General features: G+C 44.1%; 18 protein-coding genes, 1 pseudogene and 2 other annotated features. Of the genes and pseudogenes, 4 read left to right on the plus strand and 15 right to left on the minus strand.

Going from position 1 to position 22,158, the window contains the following annotated elements; translation table 11 throughout:
* Window positions 1-4: 4 nt before the first annotated feature.
* The 9 genes from C8D73_RS02525 to C8D73_RS02565 all read right to left on the minus strand — a co-directional run bounded on the left by C8D73_RS02525 (window position 5) and on the right by C8D73_RS02565 (window position 11,699).
* On the minus strand, window positions 5-889 hold the full coding sequence (locus C8D73_RS02525) for a respiratory chain complex I subunit 1 family protein (protein WP_021718873.1): 885 nt from the start codon (window positions 887-889) through the stop codon (window positions 5-7).
* Complete coding sequence (locus C8D73_RS02530) at window positions 890-2,878, minus strand: proton-conducting transporter transmembrane domain-containing protein (RefSeq protein WP_249033571.1); 1,989 nt, start codon at window positions 2,876-2,878, stop codon at window positions 890-892.
* 165 nt (window positions 2,879-3,043) lie between these two features.
* Complete coding sequence (locus C8D73_RS02535; protein WP_021718875.1) at window positions 3,044-3,916, minus strand: amidohydrolase family protein; 873 nt, start codon at window positions 3,914-3,916, stop codon at window positions 3,044-3,046.
* 116 nt (window positions 3,917-4,032) lie between these two features.
* Window positions 4,033-6,465, minus strand: a complete 2,433-nt coding sequence (gene pheT / locus C8D73_RS02540; protein WP_113077207.1) for a phenylalanine--tRNA ligase subunit beta — start codon at window positions 6,463-6,465, stop codon at window positions 4,033-4,035.
* Between the two features lie 11 nt (window positions 6,466-6,476).
* The gene (gene pheS, locus C8D73_RS02545) at window positions 6,477-7,502 is read right to left on the minus strand and encodes a phenylalanine--tRNA ligase subunit alpha (RefSeq protein ID WP_021718877.1); all 1,026 of its coding nucleotides are present in this window, start codon (window positions 7,500-7,502) and stop codon (window positions 6,477-6,479) included.
* A gap of 279 nt (window positions 7,503-7,781) precedes the next feature.
* Complete coding sequence (locus C8D73_RS02550; protein WP_113077208.1) at window positions 7,782-8,594, minus strand: TrmH family RNA methyltransferase; 813 nt, start codon at window positions 8,592-8,594, stop codon at window positions 7,782-7,784.
* Window positions 8,594-9,259, minus strand: a complete 666-nt coding sequence (locus C8D73_RS02555) for a potassium channel family protein (RefSeq protein ID WP_021718879.1) — start codon at window positions 9,257-9,259, stop codon at window positions 8,594-8,596. Before C8D73_RS02555 ends, C8D73_RS02550 begins: the two co-directional genes overlap by 1 nt.
* Window positions 9,260-9,273: 14 nt before the next feature.
* Window positions 9,274-10,662: a TrkH family potassium uptake protein gene (locus C8D73_RS02560; RefSeq protein WP_113077209.1), complete on the minus strand. Its 1,389-nt coding sequence runs from the start codon at window positions 10,660-10,662 to the stop codon at window positions 9,274-9,276.
* A gap of 113 nt (window positions 10,663-10,775) precedes the next feature.
* Window positions 10,776-11,699, minus strand: a complete 924-nt coding sequence (locus tag C8D73_RS02565) for an AEC family transporter (RefSeq protein ID WP_113077210.1) — start codon at window positions 11,697-11,699, stop codon at window positions 10,776-10,778.
* A gap of 195 nt (window positions 11,700-11,894) precedes the next feature.
* Here C8D73_RS02565 and C8D73_RS02570 point away from each other — a divergent pair, with 195 nt between their 5' ends.
* Window positions 11,895-12,989 (plus strand): M48 family metallopeptidase, encoded by a 1,095-nt coding sequence (locus C8D73_RS02570; RefSeq protein ID WP_021718882.1) that lies wholly within the window; start codon window positions 11,895-11,897, stop codon window positions 12,987-12,989.
* Between the two features lie 97 nt (window positions 12,990-13,086).
* Here C8D73_RS02570 and rplT read toward each other — a convergent pair whose 3' ends face one another.
* The 5 genes from rplT to thrS form a co-directional block, all read right to left on the minus strand.
* A complete protein-coding gene (gene rplT / locus C8D73_RS02575; protein ID WP_021718883.1) occupies window positions 13,087-13,440 on the minus strand; it encodes a 50S ribosomal protein L20 in 354 nt (117 codons plus the stop codon).
* Between the two features lie 22 nt (window positions 13,441-13,462).
* A complete protein-coding gene (gene rpmI / locus C8D73_RS02580; protein WP_021718884.1) occupies window positions 13,463-13,660 on the minus strand; it encodes a 50S ribosomal protein L35 in 198 nt (65 codons plus the stop codon).
* 13 nt (window positions 13,661-13,673) lie between these two features.
* Window positions 13,674-14,177 (minus strand): translation initiation factor IF-3, encoded by a 504-nt coding sequence (gene infC, locus C8D73_RS02585; RefSeq protein ID WP_021718885.1) that lies wholly within the window; start codon window positions 14,175-14,177, stop codon window positions 13,674-13,676.
* Between the two features lie 32 nt (window positions 14,178-14,209).
* Window positions 14,210-14,316 (minus strand) — a sequence feature (ribosomal protein L20 leader region).
* 43 nt (window positions 14,317-14,359) lie between these two features.
* Complete coding sequence (locus C8D73_RS02590; protein ID WP_211305766.1) at window positions 14,360-14,848, minus strand: ferritin; 489 nt, start codon at window positions 14,846-14,848, stop codon at window positions 14,360-14,362.
* Between the two features lie 127 nt (window positions 14,849-14,975).
* On the minus strand, window positions 14,976-16,886 hold the full coding sequence (thrS, locus tag C8D73_RS02595) for a threonine--tRNA ligase (protein ID WP_113077212.1): 1,911 nt from the start codon (window positions 16,884-16,886) through the stop codon (window positions 14,976-14,978).
* A 39-nt stretch (window positions 16,887-16,925) separates the two neighbouring features.
* Window positions 16,926-17,152, minus strand: a binding site (T-box leader).
* Window positions 17,153-17,289: 137 nt separating this feature from the next.
* On the opposite strand from thrS, the gene C8D73_RS02600 reads away from it, so the two are divergent.
* From C8D73_RS02600 to C8D73_RS11520, 3 genes and pseudogenes are all read left to right on the plus strand, one after another.
* Entirely contained in the window at window positions 17,290-18,879 is a 1,590-nt protein-coding gene (locus C8D73_RS02600; protein ID WP_113077213.1) for a DUF4127 family protein, read from the plus strand.
* Between the two features lie 142 nt (window positions 18,880-19,021).
* Entirely contained in the window at window positions 19,022-19,462 is a 441-nt protein-coding gene (locus tag C8D73_RS02605) for an Lrp/AsnC family transcriptional regulator (RefSeq protein ID WP_113077214.1), read from the plus strand.
* Window positions 19,456-20,053, plus strand: a pseudogene (locus C8D73_RS11520) (LysE family translocator). The gene C8D73_RS02605 and the pseudogene C8D73_RS11520 overlap by 7 nt, the downstream one beginning before the upstream one ends.
* A 122-nt stretch (window positions 20,054-20,175) precedes the next feature.
* Here C8D73_RS11520 and C8D73_RS02620 read toward each other — a convergent pair.
* Window positions 20,176-22,059 (minus strand): TonB-dependent receptor plug domain-containing protein, encoded by a 1,884-nt coding sequence (locus C8D73_RS02620; protein WP_146739215.1) that lies wholly within the window; start codon window positions 22,057-22,059, stop codon window positions 20,176-20,178.
* Window positions 22,060-22,158: the final 99 nt, after the last annotated feature.

Genomic DNA, 22,158 nt, shown 5'->3' on the forward strand with positions numbered 1-22,158 from the left:
CTCCTTACTGCGCTACAATTGCCAGCAGCAGTAAAATACCGGCTGCGGCCAGATATACGCGAACTTTGAACAGACGCATTTTATTCTTCAGAGTTTCCATAACACTTACCGCTGTCGCTGCCAAGAGCACTTTCACTGCCAGCGGCAGTGAAAGCGGCAGATACAACAACGAAAACAAGACCAAAAATACTAATGTTTTCAGCATGCTTGCCCAATGGATCACTGCCAGCAACCGTCCGGAATATTCAAGGAGCATACACTCGTGAATCATTGTCAGTTCCAAATGCGTATCAGGATTATCGACAGGAATTCTTCCATTCTCAGCCAGCAGCAGGCAAAAGAAAGCAATACATGTCAGCACGCTGGCTACGCTTAAATAAACCGCCTGAAAATCAAGCGCCATTCCCGCTAAAGTTGTGCTGCCACTGCGCAGCGCATTCACCAGTACAGCCAGCAAAATTACAGGTTCTGCTAAAACAGAAATATAAATTTCACGAGATCCGCCCATGCCGCCAAACGCCGTAGCCGTATCCAGAGACGATAAAGTCATAAAAAAGCGCCCCAGCGTTAGAACGCCAATAAAAACAAAGACATCTCCAAAACTGAATTGAGTTCCAAAAAAGTTAGGCAGCATCGCCGCTGCCACTACTACACTGGCAAAATATACCAGCGGCGCAATAATAAAAACCAGACTGGTATAAGGCGTAAGTATTGTAGGCTTCTGCCACCATTTATAAAGATCGAAATATTCCTGGAAAATACTGGAACCGATACGATTCTGCAGCAAGGCTTTCACTTTTTTTATGATACCGGCAACTAAAGGAGCGCTGCACAAAAGCAGCAACACTTGTGCCAGCATCCAGCCCAAATCATAAATATGCATAGCCATTTACATCGCCCCCCAAATCAAAACCAAAAGCATAGCCACCATTACATAACTGATATACAGACGTACGCTGCCCTGCTGAATACGACGCAGAAAAGAAGCAGACCAGACCATATAGTGCTGAATCGGTACATATAGCTTTTCTGTAAACTGATCCGGGATCGATAATTTATATTCCAGCTGCCGCCCAAAATACGGATTACCCTTTTTCAGATAGGTTGCCGTTCGCTTTGGCTTCAGCAAAAAATCAAAAGCCCGGCGGAGCGGCTTGGAAAAACCAGTAGCTGAATATTGCTGGCGCGCTGTAGGATAAGTACCGCAGTTCCAAGTAACTTCACGATGAACAAAGCTTTTATCGCCGCAGGTCATAAGGGCCACAGCCAGTAAAACAACCGACAATACTGTCAATAGCAGTAACGGTGCATAAACTGCATAACTTCCGCTGCCAAACCACCAAACCTTCTGCATATCTGCAAAACTGCGCCAAAGAGTTTGCTGGTTCTGCACTGCCGTTTGCAGCACAGCAACTACCGGCCCCGGGACAATACCAAGCAGCAATACCAATATTGCCGCCAACCCCATTCCCAAACGCATCGACCAATCGCTTTCGTGAGCACGTTCTACGAGCCTGCTTCGATTCCGGCCCAAAAAAACTACTCCATAAAGACGCACAAAGCAACCAACTGCTAAAGCACTTGCTAAACCGAACAGAACAAAAGCCAGTGCTCCTAAAAGCCGCAGCCCCTGTCCTTCACTGCTGCCGGCCAAAGTAACAAAACTCTGCAGTGCGAGCCACTCCCCCACAAAACCACCTGTCAGAGGCAGGGCAGACAAGCCCATCGAACCTACCAGTGTAAAAACCGCAGTCCATGGCATCAATTTACCCAAGCCACCCATTTTTTCAATATCCTTACTATCGGTAGCATGCATTACAGCCCCTGCCGACATAAACAACAGTGATTTCATCACCGAGTGGTTCAAGGAATGTACAACAGCGGCCAAAAAACCAATTAATGCATAGTCATGCCGTGGCGTTGTCATAAGTACCATCCCACAACCAAAAGCTCCGAAAATAATCCCCATATTTTCTACAGATGAATATGCTAAGATCCTTTTGATGTCTTTTTCCATCTGTGCATATAAAGCACCCAAAACTGCTGATAGCAGACCTACCACCAGCACAAAAGCCCCCCACCAGAATTCTGTCGGGCCAAGAAACTGAAAAACAAAACGTCCGAAACCATATAAGGCTATTTTCAGCATAACGCCGCTCATCAGCGCCGAAACATGACTTGGTGCAGCAGGATGCGCATTAGGCAGCCACACATGCAGCGGCAATAACCCCGCTTTTAATGCAAAACCGGCAAAAGCAGTGATAAACGCCGCATTACGAACATTATCACTCAACACTCCCTGACCGAGCACAGCAAAATCTAAAGACCCTGCCTGACTGCCTATCATCAAAAAAGCAATCATGATTGCCGCTGTTCCGATATGGGTCATAACCAAATATTGATACGCTGCATTATGTGCAGCTTTTTTTTCAGCTTCGTGGTTGACCAGCAGAAAGCTTACTACGGCCATCAGCTCCCAAGCCAGTAAAAAACTGAAAACATCAGCAGCCAGTAAAACCAGCACCATAGAAAGCAAAAATGCATTCCAGAGTCCTCCCAAAAGTCTCAGCCTTTTACCCAGATAGCTTTTCGCATAACCCCAAGCATAAATGCTCGTCACTGTTCCTGCCAAGCCCGTAATCAATAAAAAAACTGCGCTCCACCGATCAGCATTGAAAGTAAAAAATGCCCAGCTGCCGCTCAGCAGGCTCCCACTTCCCTGCATCAGATAAGCCGCAGACTGATACAGCAGAGCTCCGCTGCCAAATACTGCTGCCAAAACCGCACAGTAATGTGCCGCCATCTCCATTTTTTTAGGAAACAGTGCCGTAGCGGCACCCATACCATACACAGCAAGCGTTATATATATAAGTTCCATTCCCATCTACCTCACATTCAAAACTCAAAAAAGCTCATAAAAAAACGTATATATTATACCACATTCTTCATAATTTAGCACTCATAAATATTAACAAACCCTTGTAAAATCTACGTTAATACAAAAAAATCCTATTTGCATACGCAAATAGGATTTTTGTAGATTTTATAAAATTTTCTGTATACGACTATAAACCCGCAAAGCATTGCTGTAAAAAAATGCTTCCTGATGTTCTTCCGGGATCAGTTGACGCATTATCGCTATATAATCAGGAATATTGATTAACGGCCAATCACTGCCATACATCAATTTGTCCCAGCGGTTCATATAACGCAGCCACATACCCAAATAATCAAAATAACCCTGATTCTGCCTATAAAAATGCGGCCCCGGTATTCCTTCCAGTAAACCGGACAGATCTACAGCTACATTATCATTTTTCGTAGCCACCTCAGTTGCGTCAAGCAGCCATGGATTTCCGCAGTGACAGATAACAAACTGCACGTCCGGGAAATCCGCAGCTACCTCATCCACCGTCAACGGGTGGGCATAACGCAGTTTAGCAGCAGGCGTTGCTGTATCGCCTGTATGCACTGCCACAGGCACATTATAATGCCGGGCCAATTCAAACAGCGGATAATGACGTTCATCATAAATAAATACAGGCCGGTAACCTGGATAAAACTTTATGCCCAGACAATGAGGATCACTCAGATAGTGCTCAAATTCCTGAGCTGTTTTTTCAGCATTTGCCAGTGTAATATCTTCACTTTTGACGCCTAAACAATACCCCATTGAAAGAGGCTGGTTATAATTTTTCTCATCAAAAGGACCACTTAGATTAATCAGTCTCGGTGTACTGCCGCCGTAACGACTGGGCGCATCTTCAGAATTACCCATCGCCACAGCAAAAACAATATTATTCTCTTGGCATATCTGCTGCCAACAAGCCGCAGTATTTTCATGTCCTGCATTTTCTGCGACCTCATAAAACTTGTCTATATCATAATAATGCATATGCGCGTCAATGATTTTCATAAAATGCACCTTCTTTCATACAATTCCATTATAACACCTTTGACGATAGCCGATGCAGTTTTATTATTTACGAAAAAACAGCCCTTATTTATAAAGGGCTGTTAAAAAATCATTTATCAGGCTCTTAATTTAGCTTTATATTCTTCTCCTACTTTATCAACTACATTTTTAATTACCGTATCTATCTCCGTATCAGTCAAGGTACGATCACCGGCCTGGAAAGTAAGATTAAAGGCCATGGATTTACAGCCGCCTGCTACCTGCTTACCGGTATACACATCAAACACCTTTACATCAGCCAAAAGCTCGCCTGCATTAGCACGAATCACGCCTTCAAGCTCGCGCATACTTACTTCCAACGGTACAACGACAGCTATATCACGCGAAGTACCGGGGAATTTAGGCAGATGTTTATATTTAGGCACCTTAACAGCAGCAGCGACCAAAGGTTCGATTGCCAGCTCCAGAACATAGGTTTCACTGCTCAGTTCAAAGTTAGCAGCAACCGTGGGATGCACTTCACCGAAATAACCAATCAGCTCTCCCTGATATTCGATTGCGCAGCTCTTTCCCGGATGCAGATATGGCTGTGTTGCCAGTATCAGCTTGTAATCAGTGACCTGTAATTTGCTCAAAAGCCCTTCTACGACACCTTTCATATCATAAAAGTCTACATTATCTTTTCCCTCAGTCCAGTTTAACACATTACGTTTACCGCTCATTGCAGCGCACAATACACGCTTTTCAACCGGGAACTCTGTCAAAGGCAGCGCTTTCGGCAGATAAGTGCGCCCGACTTCAAAAATTTTGACACTTTCACTTTGACGTGCCAAATTATAAGCAACTGTACTTAAAATGCTTGGTACTAAAGTAGTGCGCATAACTTTGAATTCATCGCTGATCGGATTCATTACTTCAATAAACCGACGGCGTTCATCATCTGCAGGTAATTCCAGCTTGTCAAAAGAACATGGATGGATAAAACTGTAAGTCATAACCTCACTCAGTCCGACCGAAGCCAAATAATCCTCCACACTGTCGCGTACGTCCTCAATCACATCCTGACGCCCCTGTACCAAAGGCAGCGCAGGCATATGTGAGGCAATCTTGTCATACGAATGCATACGCGCGATCTCTTCACTGATATCAGCATCACAGGTCACATCATAACGCCAGCTGGGCGCTGTAACGATCAGATCTTCTCCTTCCTCATGTACTTCGAACTGAAGCTTCTGCAGAATAGAAATCATTTCCCCTGTCTCTATCTCTACACCAATGCGGGTATTGATAGCAGACGGATTAACTTTAACAACAGCCGGCTGCGCCTCAGTCGGATAAGCTTCTACGATACCGCAGACAGTCTCGCAGGCACCCATCTGTTCCAGCAAATGTGCTGCACGATTAAGCGCATTATGAGTCAGCACGGTATCAACACCGCGCTCGAAGCGCCCTGACGCTTCGCTGCGTAATCCCAATGCTTTCGAAGTACGGCGAATCGAAGGTCCGTTAAAAGTAGCGGCCTCTAACATAACATTTACGGTATCGACAGTAACTTCTGTTTCCAAACCACCCATAACACCGCCCAGGCCTACCGCATGTTCAGTATCAGCAATAGTGATCATGCTGGAATCAAGACTCCGCTCCTGATTATCCAGCGTCACCAGCTTCTCACCTTCAGCAGCACGCCGAACGATCAGCGTATGTCCACTGACCCTGTCATAATCATAGGCATGCATCGGCTGCCCTAATTCAAGCATTACATAGTTAGTCACGTCGACAACATTACTGATGGGGCGCATACCGCAGGCACGCAGATGTTTCTGCATCCACTCCGGCGACTGACCGATTTTAATATTTTTCAATATCCGCACAGCAAAACGACTGCACAGATCTGCCGCCTGCACATCTACTTTCGCCATTTCGGCAGCATTGCCGCCGGCAGTTTCCTGTACGCTCATATCTGGCATTCTGAATTCCGTACCCAAAACAGCAGCAGCTTCACGTGCCAGACCAATGATATTTGTACAATCACCGCGGTTGGCGGTCAGGTCAATATCCAACACCACGTCATCCAGTCCCAAAATCTTTTTTATATCCACGCCAATCGGTGTATCCGGCGGCAGGATGAAAATACCATTGCGCTGTTCCGGCAACAAAAGCTTAGCATCAATGCCCAGCTCTTCAGCGCTGCACAACATTCCAAAAGAATCAAGCCCGCGCATTTTTGCTTTTTTAAGCTTCATCCCACTGGGAAGCTGCGACCCAACAACTGCAACCGGTACGATATCGTTTTGATGGACATTTTGCGCACCAGTCAGAATCTGTACGATCTCACCGCTGCCGTAATCCATCATACAAATCCACAAATGATCAGAATTAGGATGCCGCTCAATCTGTGTTACTTTGCCGGTAACAACGCCTTCCAACCCCGCTCCCAGATAGTTCACACTTTCAACTTCCAAACCTACGCGTGTCAGTTTTTCAGCCAACTCTTCAGGAGTGACATTAATATCAACATATTTTTTTAACCAGTCAATAGATGCTAACATAATCTTCCTCCTTATTTGAACTGGCGGATAAACCGCAAATCATTTTCAAAGAATAAGCGCAGATCGTCAATGCCGTATTTAAGCATAGCGATGCGTTCAACACCCATTCCAAAAGCATAACCATTAATTTTATCCGGATCGTAACCGCTCATCCGCAGCACATTGGGATGAACCATACCTGAACCCAAAATCTCGAGCCAGCCTGAATTCTTGCAGACGCGGCAGCCTTTGCCGCCACAGATAACGCAGGAAATATCTACTTCGGCACTTGGTTCCGTAAAGGGGAAATAACTGGGACGCAAGCGTATCTCCACACTGCCGCCGAACATCTCTTTACAAAAGGTTTCCAGCGTACCCTTTAAATCAGCAAGGCTGATATTTTCACCAAGTACCAAACCTTCTACCTGATGAAACATCGGAGAATGAGTAGCATCATAATCGTTGCGGTAAACTGTTCCAGGGGCGATCATCCTGATCGGTGTGTCAGGCTCACAGGCCTGCATTGTACGAGCCTGCACAGGTGAAGTCTGGGTACGCAGCAAAAATTTTTCAGTAATATAAAATGTATCCTGCATATCCCGTGCCGGATGATCCTGCGGCAGGTTCAAAGCTTCAAAGTTATAATAATCGCTTTCTATCTCAGGGCCTTCCATAACATCAAACCCCATCCGCATAAAAATCTTTTTGATCTCGCGCAGTGTCAGTGTCACCGGATGCAGATGCCCGCAGTTTTGTGTGCGTCCAGGCAAAGTAATGTCCACTTTTTCATTTGCCAGCCTTGCTTTTAAGGACTCTGCTTCTAAAACCTCGGTTTTGGCATTGATAGCCGTTTCCAAGGCGCTTTTTACTTCGTTGACGATTTGTCCGATTTTCGGTCTTTCCTCTGCCGGCAGTGCGCCCATACCGCGCAGAATTTCTGTCATCGGGCCTTTTTTACCCAAATATTTGATGCGCAAATCTTTGAGTTCGTCTGGAGTCGTTACTGCTCCCAGCTCTGCCAGCGCTTGTTCCTTAAGTGCCTGCAATTCTTCTCTCATATTCTTCCTCCTATAAAAAAATAAAACTCCCGCCCCTGGTAAGGGGCGAAAGTTATGCTTCCGCGGTACCACCCTAATTTGTACTCTGCTGTCTTAACGCGACTGACGTTGCGCCTACAAACCAAAGCCTTCAGCGCAAACACTCACGAGTGAACTTCCGCTTTAGTGTATCGCAAGGCTTGCAGCCGTGGCCTCGCTCTCTGTGTCGCACGTCTGGCGTACTCTCTCGGTCATAGTGTCGAAAAAATGGGGCGTATTCAATTGACGTTACTTATTTTATCACAACTTGCCTTTACCTGCAAGCCGTTGCCGCAGACATTCAAACATAACGATTCCAGCTGCCACAGCAGCATTCAACGATTCGGCCTGCCCTTCCATCGGAATAAAAACTTTTTTTACGGCTGCTTCCAGCAAGCCGTCTGAAACACCTTCTGCTTCGCTGCCGACAACAACTGCTACCGGGCCCTGTAAATCTGTTTGATATAAACTGTCTGCATTTTCCAGGCAAGTTACCGTTATTTCATAACCGTTCTTACGTGCCCAGCTGATAAAGTCTGCTTCGCATATACCTTCAGCTACCGGTATATGCAGCAGTGATCCCATTGTAGAACGTACTGCTTTCGGTGCAAAAATATCAGTACAGCCAGCCAGTAGTACTACGCCGCTGATACCTGCCGCATCAGCAGTACGAATCATCGTTCCCAGATTACCAGGATCGCCGATGCGGTCTAATACGAGCACAATACCACCGGCAGCAGCCAGTTCCTCTAAGGCCGCACTTTGTCTGGCAACAACGGCAGTCAGAGCCTGCGGCGTTTCTGTATCGGCAATTTTTTTCATTACAGGTTCGGTAACCTCATACAATTCAACTCCTTCTGCCGCAGCCGCTGCTATAATAGCGGTCTGCCTTGCCGAAGCAGTTTTACTTCCTTTAAGCACAAAAAGCTGTTTCACTATGCCACAGTTTACAGCTTCCTCCACCGATCGCATTCCCTCCACTAAAAAAGCCTGCTGTTCTGTCCGATATTTTTTTTGTTTCAGCTCTGCGGCAGCTTTAACGATCGGATTACTTACGCTGCTCAGTTCTTTCATCAGACCACTTCCTCCAGTGCTTTAATATTACTATGCTCACCGATAATGATCATTTCATCGCCGAGGTTAAGTACCATTTTGGGATCGGGATTGACCAGAGTTTCACTGCCGTGCTTAATCGCCACGATATTGACATTATAGCGGCTGCGCAGATTGGATTCGATCAGGTTTTTCCCTGCCAGACTTGGCGGCACAGTGATACTCATCAAGCTGATGGTATCAGACAGTTCGATATAATCGACGATACTGTTGGAAATAAGGTTATGCGCTACACGCTGTCCCATATCACGTTCCGAATAAACGATCTTATCAGCGCCGATTTTTTTGAGCATTTTTCCATGAACCTGATTGATAGCTTTAACGACAACCACAGGAACACCAATTTCCTTAAGCAGTAAGGTCGTAAGCATATTCGCTTCCAAATCCCCGATCGCCACGACTGCCACATCAAAATTCTGAGCGCCCAAAGAACGCAGCGTACGTTCATCAGAAGAATCTGCCGTTACAACATGAGTCAGCTCATGTGCCAGACGCTGAACATTATCTTCATCAGTATCAACACCCATGACCTGATAACCAAGTTCGTTAAGTGTCAATGCTACGCTCGTACCAAAACGTCCTAACCCGAAAACAGCATATTGTTTTTCACGTTGTTTTTTAATCATTATCGTTACCGCCTTTAACCAATCATAATATTTTCCGAAGGATATCTGATCTTATCATCTTTAGAATGAAGGAAGGATAAAACAAAGGTCAGCACGCCGATACGTCCGGCATACATAGTCAAAACCAGAATCAGTTTGCCCCAGTCGTTCCAGTCTGGCGTAATCCCAACTCCCAGACCAACAGTCGCAAATGCAGAAACCACTTCAAATAAAACGTAATCCGCCCGATGCAGCCCACCATCGCAGATCAGGAGCAGAAAATACGCTCCAAGCATCCACAACAGGCAAACTGTAAAAACATTATAAGCTTTATCGACTGTTTCCGAAGCTATCCTCCTGTCAAACAGCACCGTATCACGCCTGCCATGCAGAAGTCCCCACGTCGATACCAGCAGAACGAGCACAGTTGTCGTTTTCATACCACCGCCAGTAGACGTCGGCGAAGCACCGATCCCCATTAAAAGAACCATAAAAAACAGAGAACTGGCCCGCATATCAGTCAAATCGATCGTATTAAATCCGGCAGTGCGGCAGGTAACCGCCTGAAAAGCAGCCGCCATCCATTTGTCCAATTCGTTGGGCATGCCGCCAAGAGTAGCCGGATTCGTATATTCCAAAGCCAAGATCACCAGCGTACCGCCAAAAGTCAGGATCGCGCTGGCCGTCAGCACTATTTTACTGTGCAAACGCAGCTTCTTCCATTTCCGGTTACGACGCAGATCATCCAAAACCGTAAAACCAATACCACCGATGGTTATCAGCGCCATAATACACAAATTCAGAGTTATATCGTTATAATGCCCTGTCAGACTGGCATAATCTCCAAACAAGTCAAACCCGGCATTGCAAAAAGCCGATATAGCATGCCAGTAACCCCAGGCAATACCTGTAAGCCCCATGTCCAAAGCAGAATAAAAATGCCAGGCCAGAATAGTCCCAAAAATAAATTCGATCGTCAAAGCGTATTTAACAACATTTAACGACAACCGTACTACCCCGGAAGGTTCATTCAGATTAAGCGATTCCTGAATAAACAGCCTTTCTCTCAGATTGATCCTTTTACCAACCGCCACGCTCAGTAAGGTGGTCAGAGTCATAATGCCCAACCCACCGATCTGGATGAGAACGATCATCACTAATTTTCCAAACCAGGAAAAATAATGCCCTGTATCTACAACAACAAGTCCTGTTACGCATGAAGTAGAGGTCGCTGTAAACAAAGCGTCGATAAAACGCATACTACTGCCGTCAGCACTGGCCATTGGCAGCATCAACAGCAGGGAACCGCATAAGATAAGCATGGCAAAAGTAAACGCCACCATCTGGCTGCCATTCAAACTGCGATTAAGCAGCTTTAACCATTTGTGCAATAAATTGATCAAAAACAACAAATTTTTCACCATCCCGACAAAAGCCGCTAAATATTACTTATTGAATATAAATCAAGTTTACTCTCATTACTTTATGCTTGTCAATTTTACTTGCTTACTAAAAGACCGCTTTATTTAATTACAAATCAAATGTGCAGAAATGTAAAAAACAGCGTCATCAAAATAATACTGAGCACAATAGTTATGGAATTAGCAAAACCGGCCAGTTCCACATTACCGCCCATTCTGGCAATAAAGATCGGGCCGATAGCCGTAGAAGGCGCCAAAAAAACCAGCGTCAGTACTTCCTTGACCTCTGCACTCAGCGGCACATGATAAAAACACAGCCATGCCAGGGCAATTCCAAAAACATAACGGTACAGCACTACCTCTCGCACTTGCTTCAGCTTATCTAAATCCAACGTCATTTCAAACATCATTCCGATCATCAGCATCGATAAAAAAGTATTGGCACCGCCGATAAGACCAGTAAGAGTATAAACAGGCTGAGGTAAATGCAGCTGTAGTACCGCACAGACCAACATCAGCATATAAACAACAAAAGGCACAGATCCCAGCAGTTTAGCAGCTATACTGCGCAGATTCACAGGCTCGTATTTTTCACCCGTATGCACCAGCCCACTGGTCAGAGCATAAGTTCCGCCAGTACACATAATCGAATTACCCACATCAAACATACAAGTAGCTACTACAGCGAAAGGGCCCAAAAAGCTTTGTGCAAACGGTAAAGTAAAACAGCCGATATTATAACCGGCCAGATTAAATACGTAAAAAATCTTTGCCGCATTCGTCTGATAACGCGTCAATATAAATCCCCAGGCAATCATCAGCAAATTTCCACAAAAACCGATCAGAGTCAATATAAACAGCGTATAATCCATTTTAAAAGCTGCAAAGCTGGTAATAACGGCACATGGCAGCGTAATATTTAAGACTATTTTGGCAATAAGTTCATAGTCATGCGGTTTAAAAAAGCCGCGCTTCTTTAAGAAATAACCTAAGGCAATAACGGCTACAAACGCCAGTGCCTTAGTTAAAACCTGTTCCATATGGTTCCCTCATTTTCATCAAAAGAGATCTTGTCTTTATCTACTGCTTCATAAAAAACTCACCTTAAATTATACTGCTGACGTAAAAATTAAGCAAAATTCTTTTTATCTTAAAAATATTCCTTAAACAAAACTTTGCTTTTACCATTTTGTTTGCTATAATAGTTCACAGAATATACACAAAGGGGGATATCAATGTTTAAAAAATCTAAAATAATAGTAGGTGCGGCTCTTTTAGCCGTATCAGTACTGAGCTTTACTCTGCCACAGCAGGCTGAAGCCATCAACCTTGGCAGTATTGCCGGCAAAGCCGTAGGCGCCGCCAAGGAACAGCAGGAAATCAACAAGGCACTGAATTATTATGATAACGAAGGCCGCCATGAGCTGTTCGAAGCCCTGAAACAGGAAGACGGCGTCAACAGCGATTATAATGCCAATGCCATGCTTGGCCGCATTATGCAGCGTATGACCCCGGCCATCGCCAAAAGCGACGCAACCATCAATAGTAAACCATATAATTATTTCGTTAATAATCAGGAATTTTTCAATGCTTACTGTGCATTAGGGCACAATATGTCCGTAAATATCGGCGCTTTCTGGTTCCTGGACTACAATGAAGATAAACTGGCTGCCGTTATCGCCCATGAGCTTGTACACGGTCAGAAAGAACATCCAATCAAAGGCGCAAAGAAAAAGATGTCCGTTGACTTCGTGATGAAAACTGTAGGCTCTGAAATCGGCGGTGCTAACGGTCTGGCAGCACAAGTAGTAGCAGTCCATGCCAAAAACACCGGCGTTACCAAACCCAACGAATGGGAAGCTGACAATATCGCCTTCACTTATATGGCTGATGCCGGTTATAATGTAGGCGCTCCTGCAGCTGTTTGGCAGGCAGTTATCGAAAGCTCCAGCGACAGCTCTAAAAAAGATGTTCTCAGCGACATACTCAACCCGTCTACTCATCCGAAAGACAGCGACCGCCGCAATAATTATTCCAAAAAGCTTACCGAATACAGTAACGGCAAAGTTACTGTTGACGCTAACAGCGGCGAAGTGAAAATTAACGGAAAGACCTTTATGACACCGGCTGCTGCAGGCAATATGAGCGGTATGCAGCGTTCTTACTTCGTAGCAGGCAATCTTGCAGCGATCTATCATGCAGGTCAGAATACTCAAAATGCCTATGCTGAGGGCGGCACTGTAAAAATCGCAGGCAAAGGTATTATTACTCCTGTTGCCGGTGATATCAGCGCTGGTGAATTAGTTACTATCCTTAATAACATTAAATAACAACTTAAAATAAAACAGTGTAAGTCCTAAGACTTACACTGTTTTTTATTGCCGCCGCAGCAGCACTTCAATTCATTTGTACTGTAAGCAGTAATTCTTACAGAGCAGCTTTAGCAGCTTCTACCAGTTTGGTGAAAGCAGCTGCATCATAAATAGCCATATCAGCCAAAACTTTACGGTTCATTTCGATACCAGCTTTAGCCAGACCATTCATGAAACGGCTGTAGCTCATGCCGTTAGCACGGGTAGCAGCGTTGATACGAGCGATCCACAAACGACGGAATTCGCGTTTTTTAGCACGACGGTCACGACGAGCATAGCTCAAAGCTTTCATAACAGTTTCATTAGCTTTTTTGAACAGCAAATGTTTAGAACCGCGATAGCCTTTAGCCAGTTTTAAGATTTTTTTATGACGACGATGAGCAGTAACGCCCACTTTAATTCTTGCCATTATAGTCAGCCTCCCTTATCTATTATGCGTACGGCAGCATTTTTGCTACGCGTTCATGATCAGTTTTGTGAACAAGTGCAGCCTTACGCAAGTTTCTCTTGCGGGAAGGAGATTTATGTTCAAGAATATGGCTTTTAAAAGCTTTAGCACGTTTGAATTCACCGGTACCAGTCTTTTTAAAACGTTTAGCAGCAGCTCTGCGGGTTTTCATTTTAGGCATTGTTAAGTCCTCCTTATTTGGTAGCTTTAGGCGCAACAATCATAATCATGTTTCTGCCTTCTAATTTAGGTGCACGCTCAATGACAGCCATGTCTTTGAGCTGTTCAGCCATTTTTTTGAGCAACACTTCGCCAAGCTCAGGATGCGATAATTCGCGGCCACGGAACATGATGGTGACTTTTACTTTGTCGCCGTCTTCCAGGAATCGCACTGCATTTTTGAATTTGACGCCGAAGTCATGATCCTCAATACCGGGGCGCAATTTGACTTCTTTGATATCAAAGGTCTTTTGCTTTTTACGAGCTTCTTTATCTCGTTTTTGCTGCTCGTAACGATACTTGCCGTAATCCATAATCCGGCACACCGGAGGTTTCGCTGTAGGAGCGATCTCCACTAAATCAAGATGTCTTTCCTGCGCCAGCTGCAAAGCATCACGACCGGACATAATACCCAGCTGTTCGCCTTCACCGGCAATAACGCGCACTTCCCGTGCCCGAATTTCTTCATTGATACGCAAGCTTTCTTTGCTAATAACCGTTCACCTCCAAAATTAAATAAAAAACGCGAGCAGATAATACTGCCCGCGCTGAAAATCATATCCGACCCTGTCGAGCTTTTGCTGCAAGGTGAGAAGCGAGCGGCTTCTGCTTTGTTACTTGGATATAATATCATAATGTTAACTTTGTGTCAACATATTTATTAACCTTTTCTTGCTCCCAGCTGTCCGTCAAGATAAAACAATCCGGAAATATTATCGCCGATCATTTCCAGCTTTTCAACAATCTCAGAAGCATTGGCTTCTTCTTCTACCTGCTCATCGATAAACCATTTAAGACAACTTTGAGCCGCGTAATCTTTTTCTTTCAAAGCTACTTCATACATATCATAAATACGGGAAGTAACATATTTTTCATGCTCTAAAACTTTTTTGAACAAATTCAGAGGGGTACTGTAATCAGCCGCCGGCATATCAATCTGCAGAAGCTGAGGCTGCACACCGCAGTCCTGCATAAATTTTACAAAGCGCAAAGCGTGTTCACGTTCTTCTTCATATTGCAGATAAAGCCATTTAGCCATACCTTTATAATTTTTAGCTTCCATATCCAGGCTCATCGCAAGATACATATATGCAGAATACAATTCAGCCTGGACTTGTTCATTAAAAACCTTATAAACTTTTTTATTCATGATAACATCCTCCTTAACAGCTTAAAATGCCGTTTTTACTGGGTATATTATAACACTTTTCATTCGTTTTTTCAATAATTATTATCTATTTCCGTTGCCACTTATCTAGCACGACATTCATATCTGATTATTTTTTATCGGCAATTTCTTCTTGCAGCATGGCAATAAAATCTTCCTGCTTCATAGCTCCGATATCTCCTTCGCCGCGGCGGCGCACAGCAACTGTACCGTCTTCAACTTCTTTATCACCGATAACAAGCATATACGGAACTTTCTGCAGCTGTGCTTCACGAATCTTATAACCGATTTTTTCGTTACGATCGTCAAGATAAACGCGCAGCCCCAATTTAAACATTTCATCACTCAATTTTTTAGCATACTCATAATGCTTGTCGGTAATCGGCATTACACGCACCTGGCAGGGAGCAAGCCAGGCAGGAAAAGCACCGGCATAGTTCTCAATCAGGATACCGATAAAACGCTCTATAGAACCATAAACCACACGATGGATCATAACTGGACGATGCTTCAAACCATCTTCGCCGGTATAGGTCAAATCAAATTTTTCTGGCAGCAGCATATCCAGCTGAATAGTGCCGCACTGCCATGTACGACCGATAGAATCTGTCAGATGAAAGTCGATCTTAGGGCCATAGAAAGCTCCGTCGCCTTCATTGATCACATATTCAAGTCCAAAATCTTCCATTGCGCTCTTCAAAGCATTAGTTGTAGTTTCCCAGGTTTCGGCATCACCCATTGAATCTTCCGGGCGGGTCGAAAGCTCGGCATGATATTTCAGCCCAAAGGTTGCATAAACCTCGTCAAATAAACGAATAACATTTTGGATCTCGTCTTTGATCTGGCTCGGCATCATAAAAATATGAGCATCATCCTGCGTAAAGCAGCGCACACGGAACAAGCCATGCAAAGCACCGGACAATTCATGACGATGTACCAGTCCAAGCTCGCCGGCACGGATCGGTAATTCCCTGTAGCTATGCGGATGAGTTTTATAGACCAGCATACCACCGGGGCAATTCATGGGTTTGATAGCGTAATCTTCGTTGTCGATCTCAGTAACATACATATTTTCACGGTAATGGTCCCAGTGTCCAGAAGTCTCCCATAACTTACGGGACAAGATCATCGGAGTTTTGATTTCCTGATAACCATAACGTCTGTGCACTTCACGCCAATAATTGATCAGCTCGTTGCGGATTACCATGCCATTGGGATGGAAAAACGGGAACCCAGGACCTTCTTCCATGATACTGAACAGATCCAGCTCTTTGCCAAGTTTTCGATGATCACGTCTGGCAGCTTCTTCAAGCATATGCAGATAAGCGTCCAGTTCTTCCTTACTAGGAAAAGCGGTGCCGTAGATACGCTGCAGCATTTTATTTTTTTCATCACCACGCCAGTAAGCGCCGGCAATACTTTGCAGTTTAAAAGCTTTTACCCTGCCGGTCGACGGACAATGCGGCCCTGCGCATAAGTCTGTGAAATCCCCCTGCGTATAAGTGCTGATAACTGCATCTTCAGGCAGATCATTGATCAGTTCGACCTTATATTTTTCATCTTTGTCTGCAAACATTTTCAACGCTTCACTGCGCGGCAATTCACTGCGTACAAGCGGAAGATTGGCTTTAACGATCTTAGCCATTTCTTTTTCAATAGCAATCAGATCTTCCGGGACAAAAACATGCTCGCTGTCTAAATCATAATAAAAACCATTAGCAATAGCAGGTCCGATAGCAAATTTAGTATCGGGGAACAAGTGCTGAATTGCCTGGGCCATGATATGTGCCGCCGTATGGCGAATCGCATGCAGTCCTTCAGAGATTTCAGGAACAACAAATTCAACTGATGCATCATGCTCCAATTTATCTGTCAAATCTTTATTCACACCGTCTACCACAGCCAAAAGCGCCTGTTTGCCAAGTTTCTGCGACAAACCTTTTGCTACTTCCAGCAATGTCGTTCCGGCAGCAACTTCTTTTACACTGCCATCTTTTAAGGTTACTTTAACATTTGCCATTTTACTAGCCTCCTAAAAATAAATAAACTCCGTTCCCTGGAAAGGGACGGAGTTGACCGCGGTTCCACCCTAATTGACCTGCCGCTGGCAAGTCCACTCGGTACCGTTAACGCCGGCATACGACACTGCATACTAACTGCCAGAGCAGAGGTTCCGCAATGTGGTTTGAAGGTGGTAAGGTCTATCATTTTTCCAAAGCGCTTACAGCCAGGGCGCCTCTCTCTGCAGGAAAGATATGTTAGCCTCTTCCTTCGCATAACCGATTGATTATGTGACTATGATTAATTATAAACTTAACAATAATTATTGTCAATAATTTTGATTTGTAAAATTCTTGTAGCCAAATTTATATCGTTACCTTATAATTATATTAAGATTAGTAATAGTTTTAGGAGATGCCCCGATGAAGATCTGGAATAATCCATTCAGAAAAATACTGCTGTTTTCCCTGCTGCTTCTATCTTTTAGTTCGGCTCAGGCAGAAGAAAACAAAAAAGAAACTCTGTTGTTTTTACCTTTGGATAACCGTCCTGTCTGTTCCTCTTATGTTGCCAAAACAATGGAAGCAGCGGGTTACAAAGTGCTGCTTCCGCCTGATAAATATCTGGCTTCATATAATCGAAACGGCAGTCCTGATGAATTATGGAAATGGCTCGTCAGCCGTGCGCCTCAGGCAGACGCTGCCGTCATTTCCACAGACAGTCTGATCTACGGCGGTCTGGTTGCATCACGTACTCATCACGAACCGCAGGCAGTTTTAGAGCAGCGTCTGCAGCGACTCGAAACACTGCGTGATCAGTTCCCAGTACGGCTTTATGCTTTCTCTACCTTGATGAGAACTCCGCGCGCCAGTTTTGGCGCTGTTGAGCCTCCATATTATTCGAAAATCGGTCCGGCTATTTTTCGTTATTCCGAGCTTTGTGACTCCGAAGATTTGATTGGACTCAGCCTCAAAGATGCTTTAACGAAAAAAACTTTGTCTACCAACCTGCCTAAAGCAGATTTGCAGGACTGGCTGGAACGCCGCCAAAAAAATCTCAATATCAACAGCAAGCTGACGGAAATGACCCGCAGCAACCGTTTTCACTTTCTCGCAATCGGCAAGGACGATAATGCTCCGTTATCGCATACCCATATGGAAGCACGCAAGCTCACTCAGGAAACCTATGATCTTACGCAGCGAACTTTTCAGATAATCCCCGGTGTCGACCAGCTCGGGCTGCTGCTGCTGACCAGAGCCGGAAACGAACTGAAGCGTTATCAGCCACGTGTTTACGCCTATTATGCAGATGGCTGGGGACCGCGAACGCTGCCGCAATATTCTGATATGACCTTGGGGCAATCAGTGCCACAGCAGATTTTAGCAGTAGACGGACGTACTGCTACCAGTGCCGCTAACGCAGACGTTGTTTTGGCACTAAACACGCCCTTTGACGGCATAATGATGGATTCTACCGCTCCTTCCAATCAGTTTTTCTCTTCACCGCAAAACCGTGCCTATATCAAACAGCTCAAGCAGCTTATGGATAACGGCTACCGGGTATCTTTGGCCGACGTAGCTTATTCTAACGGAGCTGATAATGGTTTTATGAACGAACTGGCTAAACAAGGGCAGTTGGAACAGCTGACAGCCTATAATGGCTGGAATACTGCGGACAATACCGTTGGATTCGCCATTTGTCAGGGTATACTGACTCCGCAGATGTCAAAACCGGATGCTGAAAAACTGATGCGTATCAGAGTTATAGACGACTGGTATTATCAGGCCAATGCCCGACGCAGTGCTACTGCATTTTTGGAAAGCAAAAATCAAAAAAATGCAGTTTACCTTCTCGGCCCTTATCAGAAACCAGTTCACGATCTGGCTTTAGGCGTTTGCCGAGATTTATCAGGACGTTATAAATTTACAGAAAAAAGTAATTTTGATATTTCTTTCCCCTGGAACAGACTTTTTGAAATTGATGTAGAACTGAAAAAAGATAAAAAGAAATAACTGTCTTAAAATACCGTTGAACAACTTAGTCCAACGGTATTTTTTTATATTATCTGCCTATTTACTTAAATATTTATCGTTTTTCAATAAATTATTTACTTTTAATAAAGAATTGCTATATTATTTACTTAAGGAGGTTTTTATGGACAATATTGATACTGCAATTCTAGACTGTTTAAAGGAAAATGGGCGCGTCACCGCTTCTGAGATAAGTAAAAAAGTAAAACTGTCAATTCCTGCTGTTGCCGAAAGAATACGTAAACTCGAACAAAATTCGATTATTCAAAAGTATACAATCAAGCTCGACCGCCGGCAGACCGGGCAAAAACTTTTAGCTTTTATTTTTGTAAATATTGATAAAACCGAGCATATCAATGCTTTCCGCAGTCAGATAACCGTTCTTCCGGGTGTACTTGAATGTCATCATCTTGCCGGAGCTTACGACTATTTGCTTAAAGTAAGCGTCAGCGATACCGATGCTCTGGAAAGCTTTCTTACTAATAAGCTAAAAAAAATCACCGGCGTCAGCAGTTCTAATACCTTTATTACTCTGGCAACGCTAAAGGAAGAGTTAAATTGCTGAACTCTTTTATACGCGGTCTGCGCCTTGGTATAATTTTACAGCTGTCAATCGGTCCGGTTTGTCTTTTTATTCTGCAAACAGCTATTGCCCGGGGAATAACCGAAGCGTTGAAAGCCGTACTGGCAGTAGTTTTGGTTGACGCTTTCTATATCCTGCTGGCATTATATGGTTTAGGAACTTGCCTGAAAAATTATCCGGGCATACCGTTATTGCGGTGCTGCCGTGCTTCTCTACTTTGCAGTTACTGCTTTAGCTGATGTTTTTCATCCACAGATTTCAACTGCCACTATTATGCTGCCACAAATCAGCAGTTTTTACGCTGCAGGACTGCTTACGCTCAGCAATCCCCTGACGATTATTTTCTGGTTAGGTATGCTTTCAGCACAAGTTTCCCAGTACCGGCTCAACAGACAGCAGCTTCTTTCTTTCACCTGTGGCTGTATAAGTGCAACGTTCTTATTTCTCTGTATGCTTGCTTTTTTAGGTAACAGCAGCGCACCTCTATTGTCACCTTCACTACAGCAATTAATCAACATCTGCATCGGATGTCTTCTGATTTTTTTTGCATACCGATCAGCAACTTGTAGATAAACATTTAATAAATTTAATCTAAACATCTCTCTTTCTTTAACTTTGAGCTGAGCACCAGAATTCCACAATACAGAAAAGCCATCTGCAAATACACAGATGGCTTTTGCTGTTTTCCTGAAGCATTAAAAACTGTAGTTTATACCAATTTGATAGTTACGCCCAGGTTCGGCATACCACTCATCAAATCCAAGAAATCCGCCGCTTTCATTGTCCCAATTGGAATAAAACTGATTAAAAATATTATTGACCTTGACATAAAGCCTGGTATTTTTCTGCAGTTTATAGTTCAATGAAGCATTCCATACCCAGTAATTATTATTGGCAAAACGATTTTCACCACGGCCGTTAGCCTGATCAAAAACTCCGCGCCCCTGCAGCAGCACACTATACTTATCATATTCGTACATCAAATCAAGCAACAGTTCACCGTGAGGTATCATCGTACTTACAGGGCTTGAGTTTTTACGTTCCGTATCCACTTTCGTCTGTGTATAAGCCACCAGAGAACGCCACTTTTCTGAAAACCGTTTCGATGCGGAAACAGTAAATCCTGTTGCTTTCTCATGCGCAATATTGGCATATCGACGAAGATATTTGGGCAAACTTATATCTACTGCAATGACATCAGTTGCATCACGATGAAAAACATTCATTTTTAATGACGAAGACTCATTCGGTACATAAGTTAATCCCGCTTCATAAACCCTACCTTCTTCTGGCTTCAGCGCCTCGTCACCATAATCAGGAGAAAATATCTGCAGCTGCTTGGGCGGCGCAAAATATTCTGTATAGGCCAAAGTATATAATACCTTTTCAGAGGGCTGATATTCCAACGACAAAGCAGGAGAAAGCTTGCTCCCTGCATAAGAATTCCAATCCTGACGCAGACTGCCGACAGCTTTGACGCTGTCAGCCAGCTGCCAGACATCCTGCAGATAAACAGCTTTACTGATCACAGTTCCGTCACTATATTTTGCTGCCAGATCCTGATAATCAAGGACCTGATCCTTGTAATATTCCACACCGCCGGTCAAAGTATGTTTGGGGTGCCACTGTTTACTGTAACGGTCAAAAAAACCTTCCGTCTGTAAATCAAGCAGCCATGGTCGTTCAACATTTAAACTTCTATCATAGGCGGCATTGCTGCTGCGTCTGTAAATACCCACAATATTATTTTCTGTATCCGAAAATTTACGCTCATATTCCAGAGTTAGATTATCTTCTGTCTTGCGGGCATCGGTCATAAAAATATTTTTAACTAACTTTGGCGGCTTAGTTTCATCAGGTTCCGTATTCTTATAATTGAAGATCTTTGATTTATACCTGCCGCTGAAAACGCTGTAGCTTAAAGTCAGATCAGCAGTTTCACCCCAGGCTTTGGTCAATTTGATACCAGCATTTTCAACATTTTCGTACGAAGGTATATTCTTCCTTGCACTACTGTAATCGCCCATAATACTTTTTCGGGCATAAACCGACCAGCTCCATTCACCGCTTTTGCCTAAATGTAAAATATTCTCTTGCTCACGTCCATAACTGCCCGTTTCCAGATTGATACTGGTTTTAACACCTTCAACAGCTTTTTTTGTAGTTATCCTGATCACACCGCCTTTAGCAGCATTACCGTAAACGCTTCCGGCCGCTGACGGCAAAACCTCTACACTTTCCAGCATTCCCGCCGGCAGTACACCGAAATCAAAATCATTATAACTGCTGCCGTTCCAGTTAGAACGCACACCGTCAATAATTACCAAATAACGATCAGAACCATTCAGCAAAATCTTACTATAGGCATTCATACCACCGCTGGCGCCCCTTGCCATCAAAGTAACACCCGGAAGTTGCTGAATCACATCCAAAGCATTATCATAATTGCCGTTTTCCAGCTTCTTTTCATCAACTTTATAGTAACCTGGTTTACCTGCACTATTGTCATAACGCGCGGCCGTAACTATCATCGGCTCCAAATAAAATTCCGCTTCACCCGCTGCAGCCGCGGTTTTCATTGAGAAAAGCACCAGGTAAAATATAGCCAAGAAACACAAATATTTTTGCTGCAAAGCAACCTCTCCTTGATAAAAGTTTCTTTTGTTATGACTTCAGCA

This window comes from Phascolarctobacterium faecium DSM 14760, assembly GCF_003269275.1.
GTDB lineage: Bacteria > Bacillota > Negativicutes > Acidaminococcales > Acidaminococcaceae > Phascolarctobacterium > Phascolarctobacterium faecium.

Coding starts and splice junctions, on each gene's coding strand:
- C8D73_RS02555 (WP_021718879.1), bottom strand. CDS start 9,259: ATGATTAAAAAACAACGTGAAAAACAATATGCTGTTTTCGGGTTAGGA.
- C8D73_RS02560 (WP_113077209.1), bottom strand. CDS start 10,662: ATGGTGAAAAATTTGTTGTTTTTGATCAATTTATTGCACAAATGGTTA.
- thrS (WP_113077212.1), bottom strand. CDS start 16,886: ATGGCAAATGTTAAAGTAACCTTAAAAGATGGCAGTGTAAAAGAAGTT.
- C8D73_RS02535 (WP_021718875.1), bottom strand. CDS start 3,916: ATGAAAATCATTGACGCGCATATGCATTATTATGATATAGACAAGTTT.
- C8D73_RS02530 (WP_249033571.1), bottom strand. CDS start 2,878: ATGGAACTTATATATATAACGCTTGCTGTGTATGGTATGGGTGCCGCT.
- rplT (WP_021718883.1), bottom strand. CDS start 13,440: ATGGCAAGAATTAAAGTGGGCGTTACTGCTCATCGTCGTCATAAAAAA.
- pheS (WP_021718877.1), bottom strand. CDS start 7,502: ATGAGAGAAGAATTGCAGGCACTTAAGGAACAAGCGCTGGCAGAGCTG.
- pheT (WP_113077207.1), bottom strand. CDS start 6,465: ATGTTAGCATCTATTGACTGGTTAAAAAAATATGTTGATATTAATGTC.
- rpmI (WP_021718884.1), bottom strand. CDS start 13,660: ATGCCTAAAATGAAAACCCGCAGAGCTGCTGCTAAACGTTTTAAAAAG.
- C8D73_RS02590 (WP_211305766.1), bottom strand. CDS start 14,848: ATGAATAAAAAAGTTTATAAGGTTTTTAATGAACAAGTCCAGGCTGAA.
- C8D73_RS02570 (WP_021718882.1), top strand. CDS start 11,895: ATGTTTAAAAAATCTAAAATAATAGTAGGTGCGGCTCTTTTAGCCGTA.
- C8D73_RS02600 (WP_113077213.1), top strand. CDS start 17,290: ATGAAGATCTGGAATAATCCATTCAGAAAAATACTGCTGTTTTCCCTG.
- C8D73_RS02620 (WP_146739215.1), bottom strand. CDS start 22,059: ATGAAAACCGCGGCTGCAGCGGGTGAAGCGGAATTTTATTTGGAGCCG.
- C8D73_RS02525 (WP_021718873.1), bottom strand. CDS start 889: ATGGCTATGCATATTTATGATTTGGGCTGGATGCTGGCACAAGTGTTG.
- C8D73_RS02605 (WP_113077214.1), top strand. CDS start 19,022: ATGGACAATATTGATACTGCAATTCTAGACTGTTTAAAGGAAAATGGG.
- C8D73_RS02565 (WP_113077210.1), bottom strand. CDS start 11,699: ATGGAACAGGTTTTAACTAAGGCACTGGCGTTTGTAGCCGTTATTGCC.
- C8D73_RS02550 (WP_113077208.1), bottom strand. CDS start 8,594: ATGAAAGAACTGAGCAGCGTAAGTAATCCGATCGTTAAAGCTGCCGCA.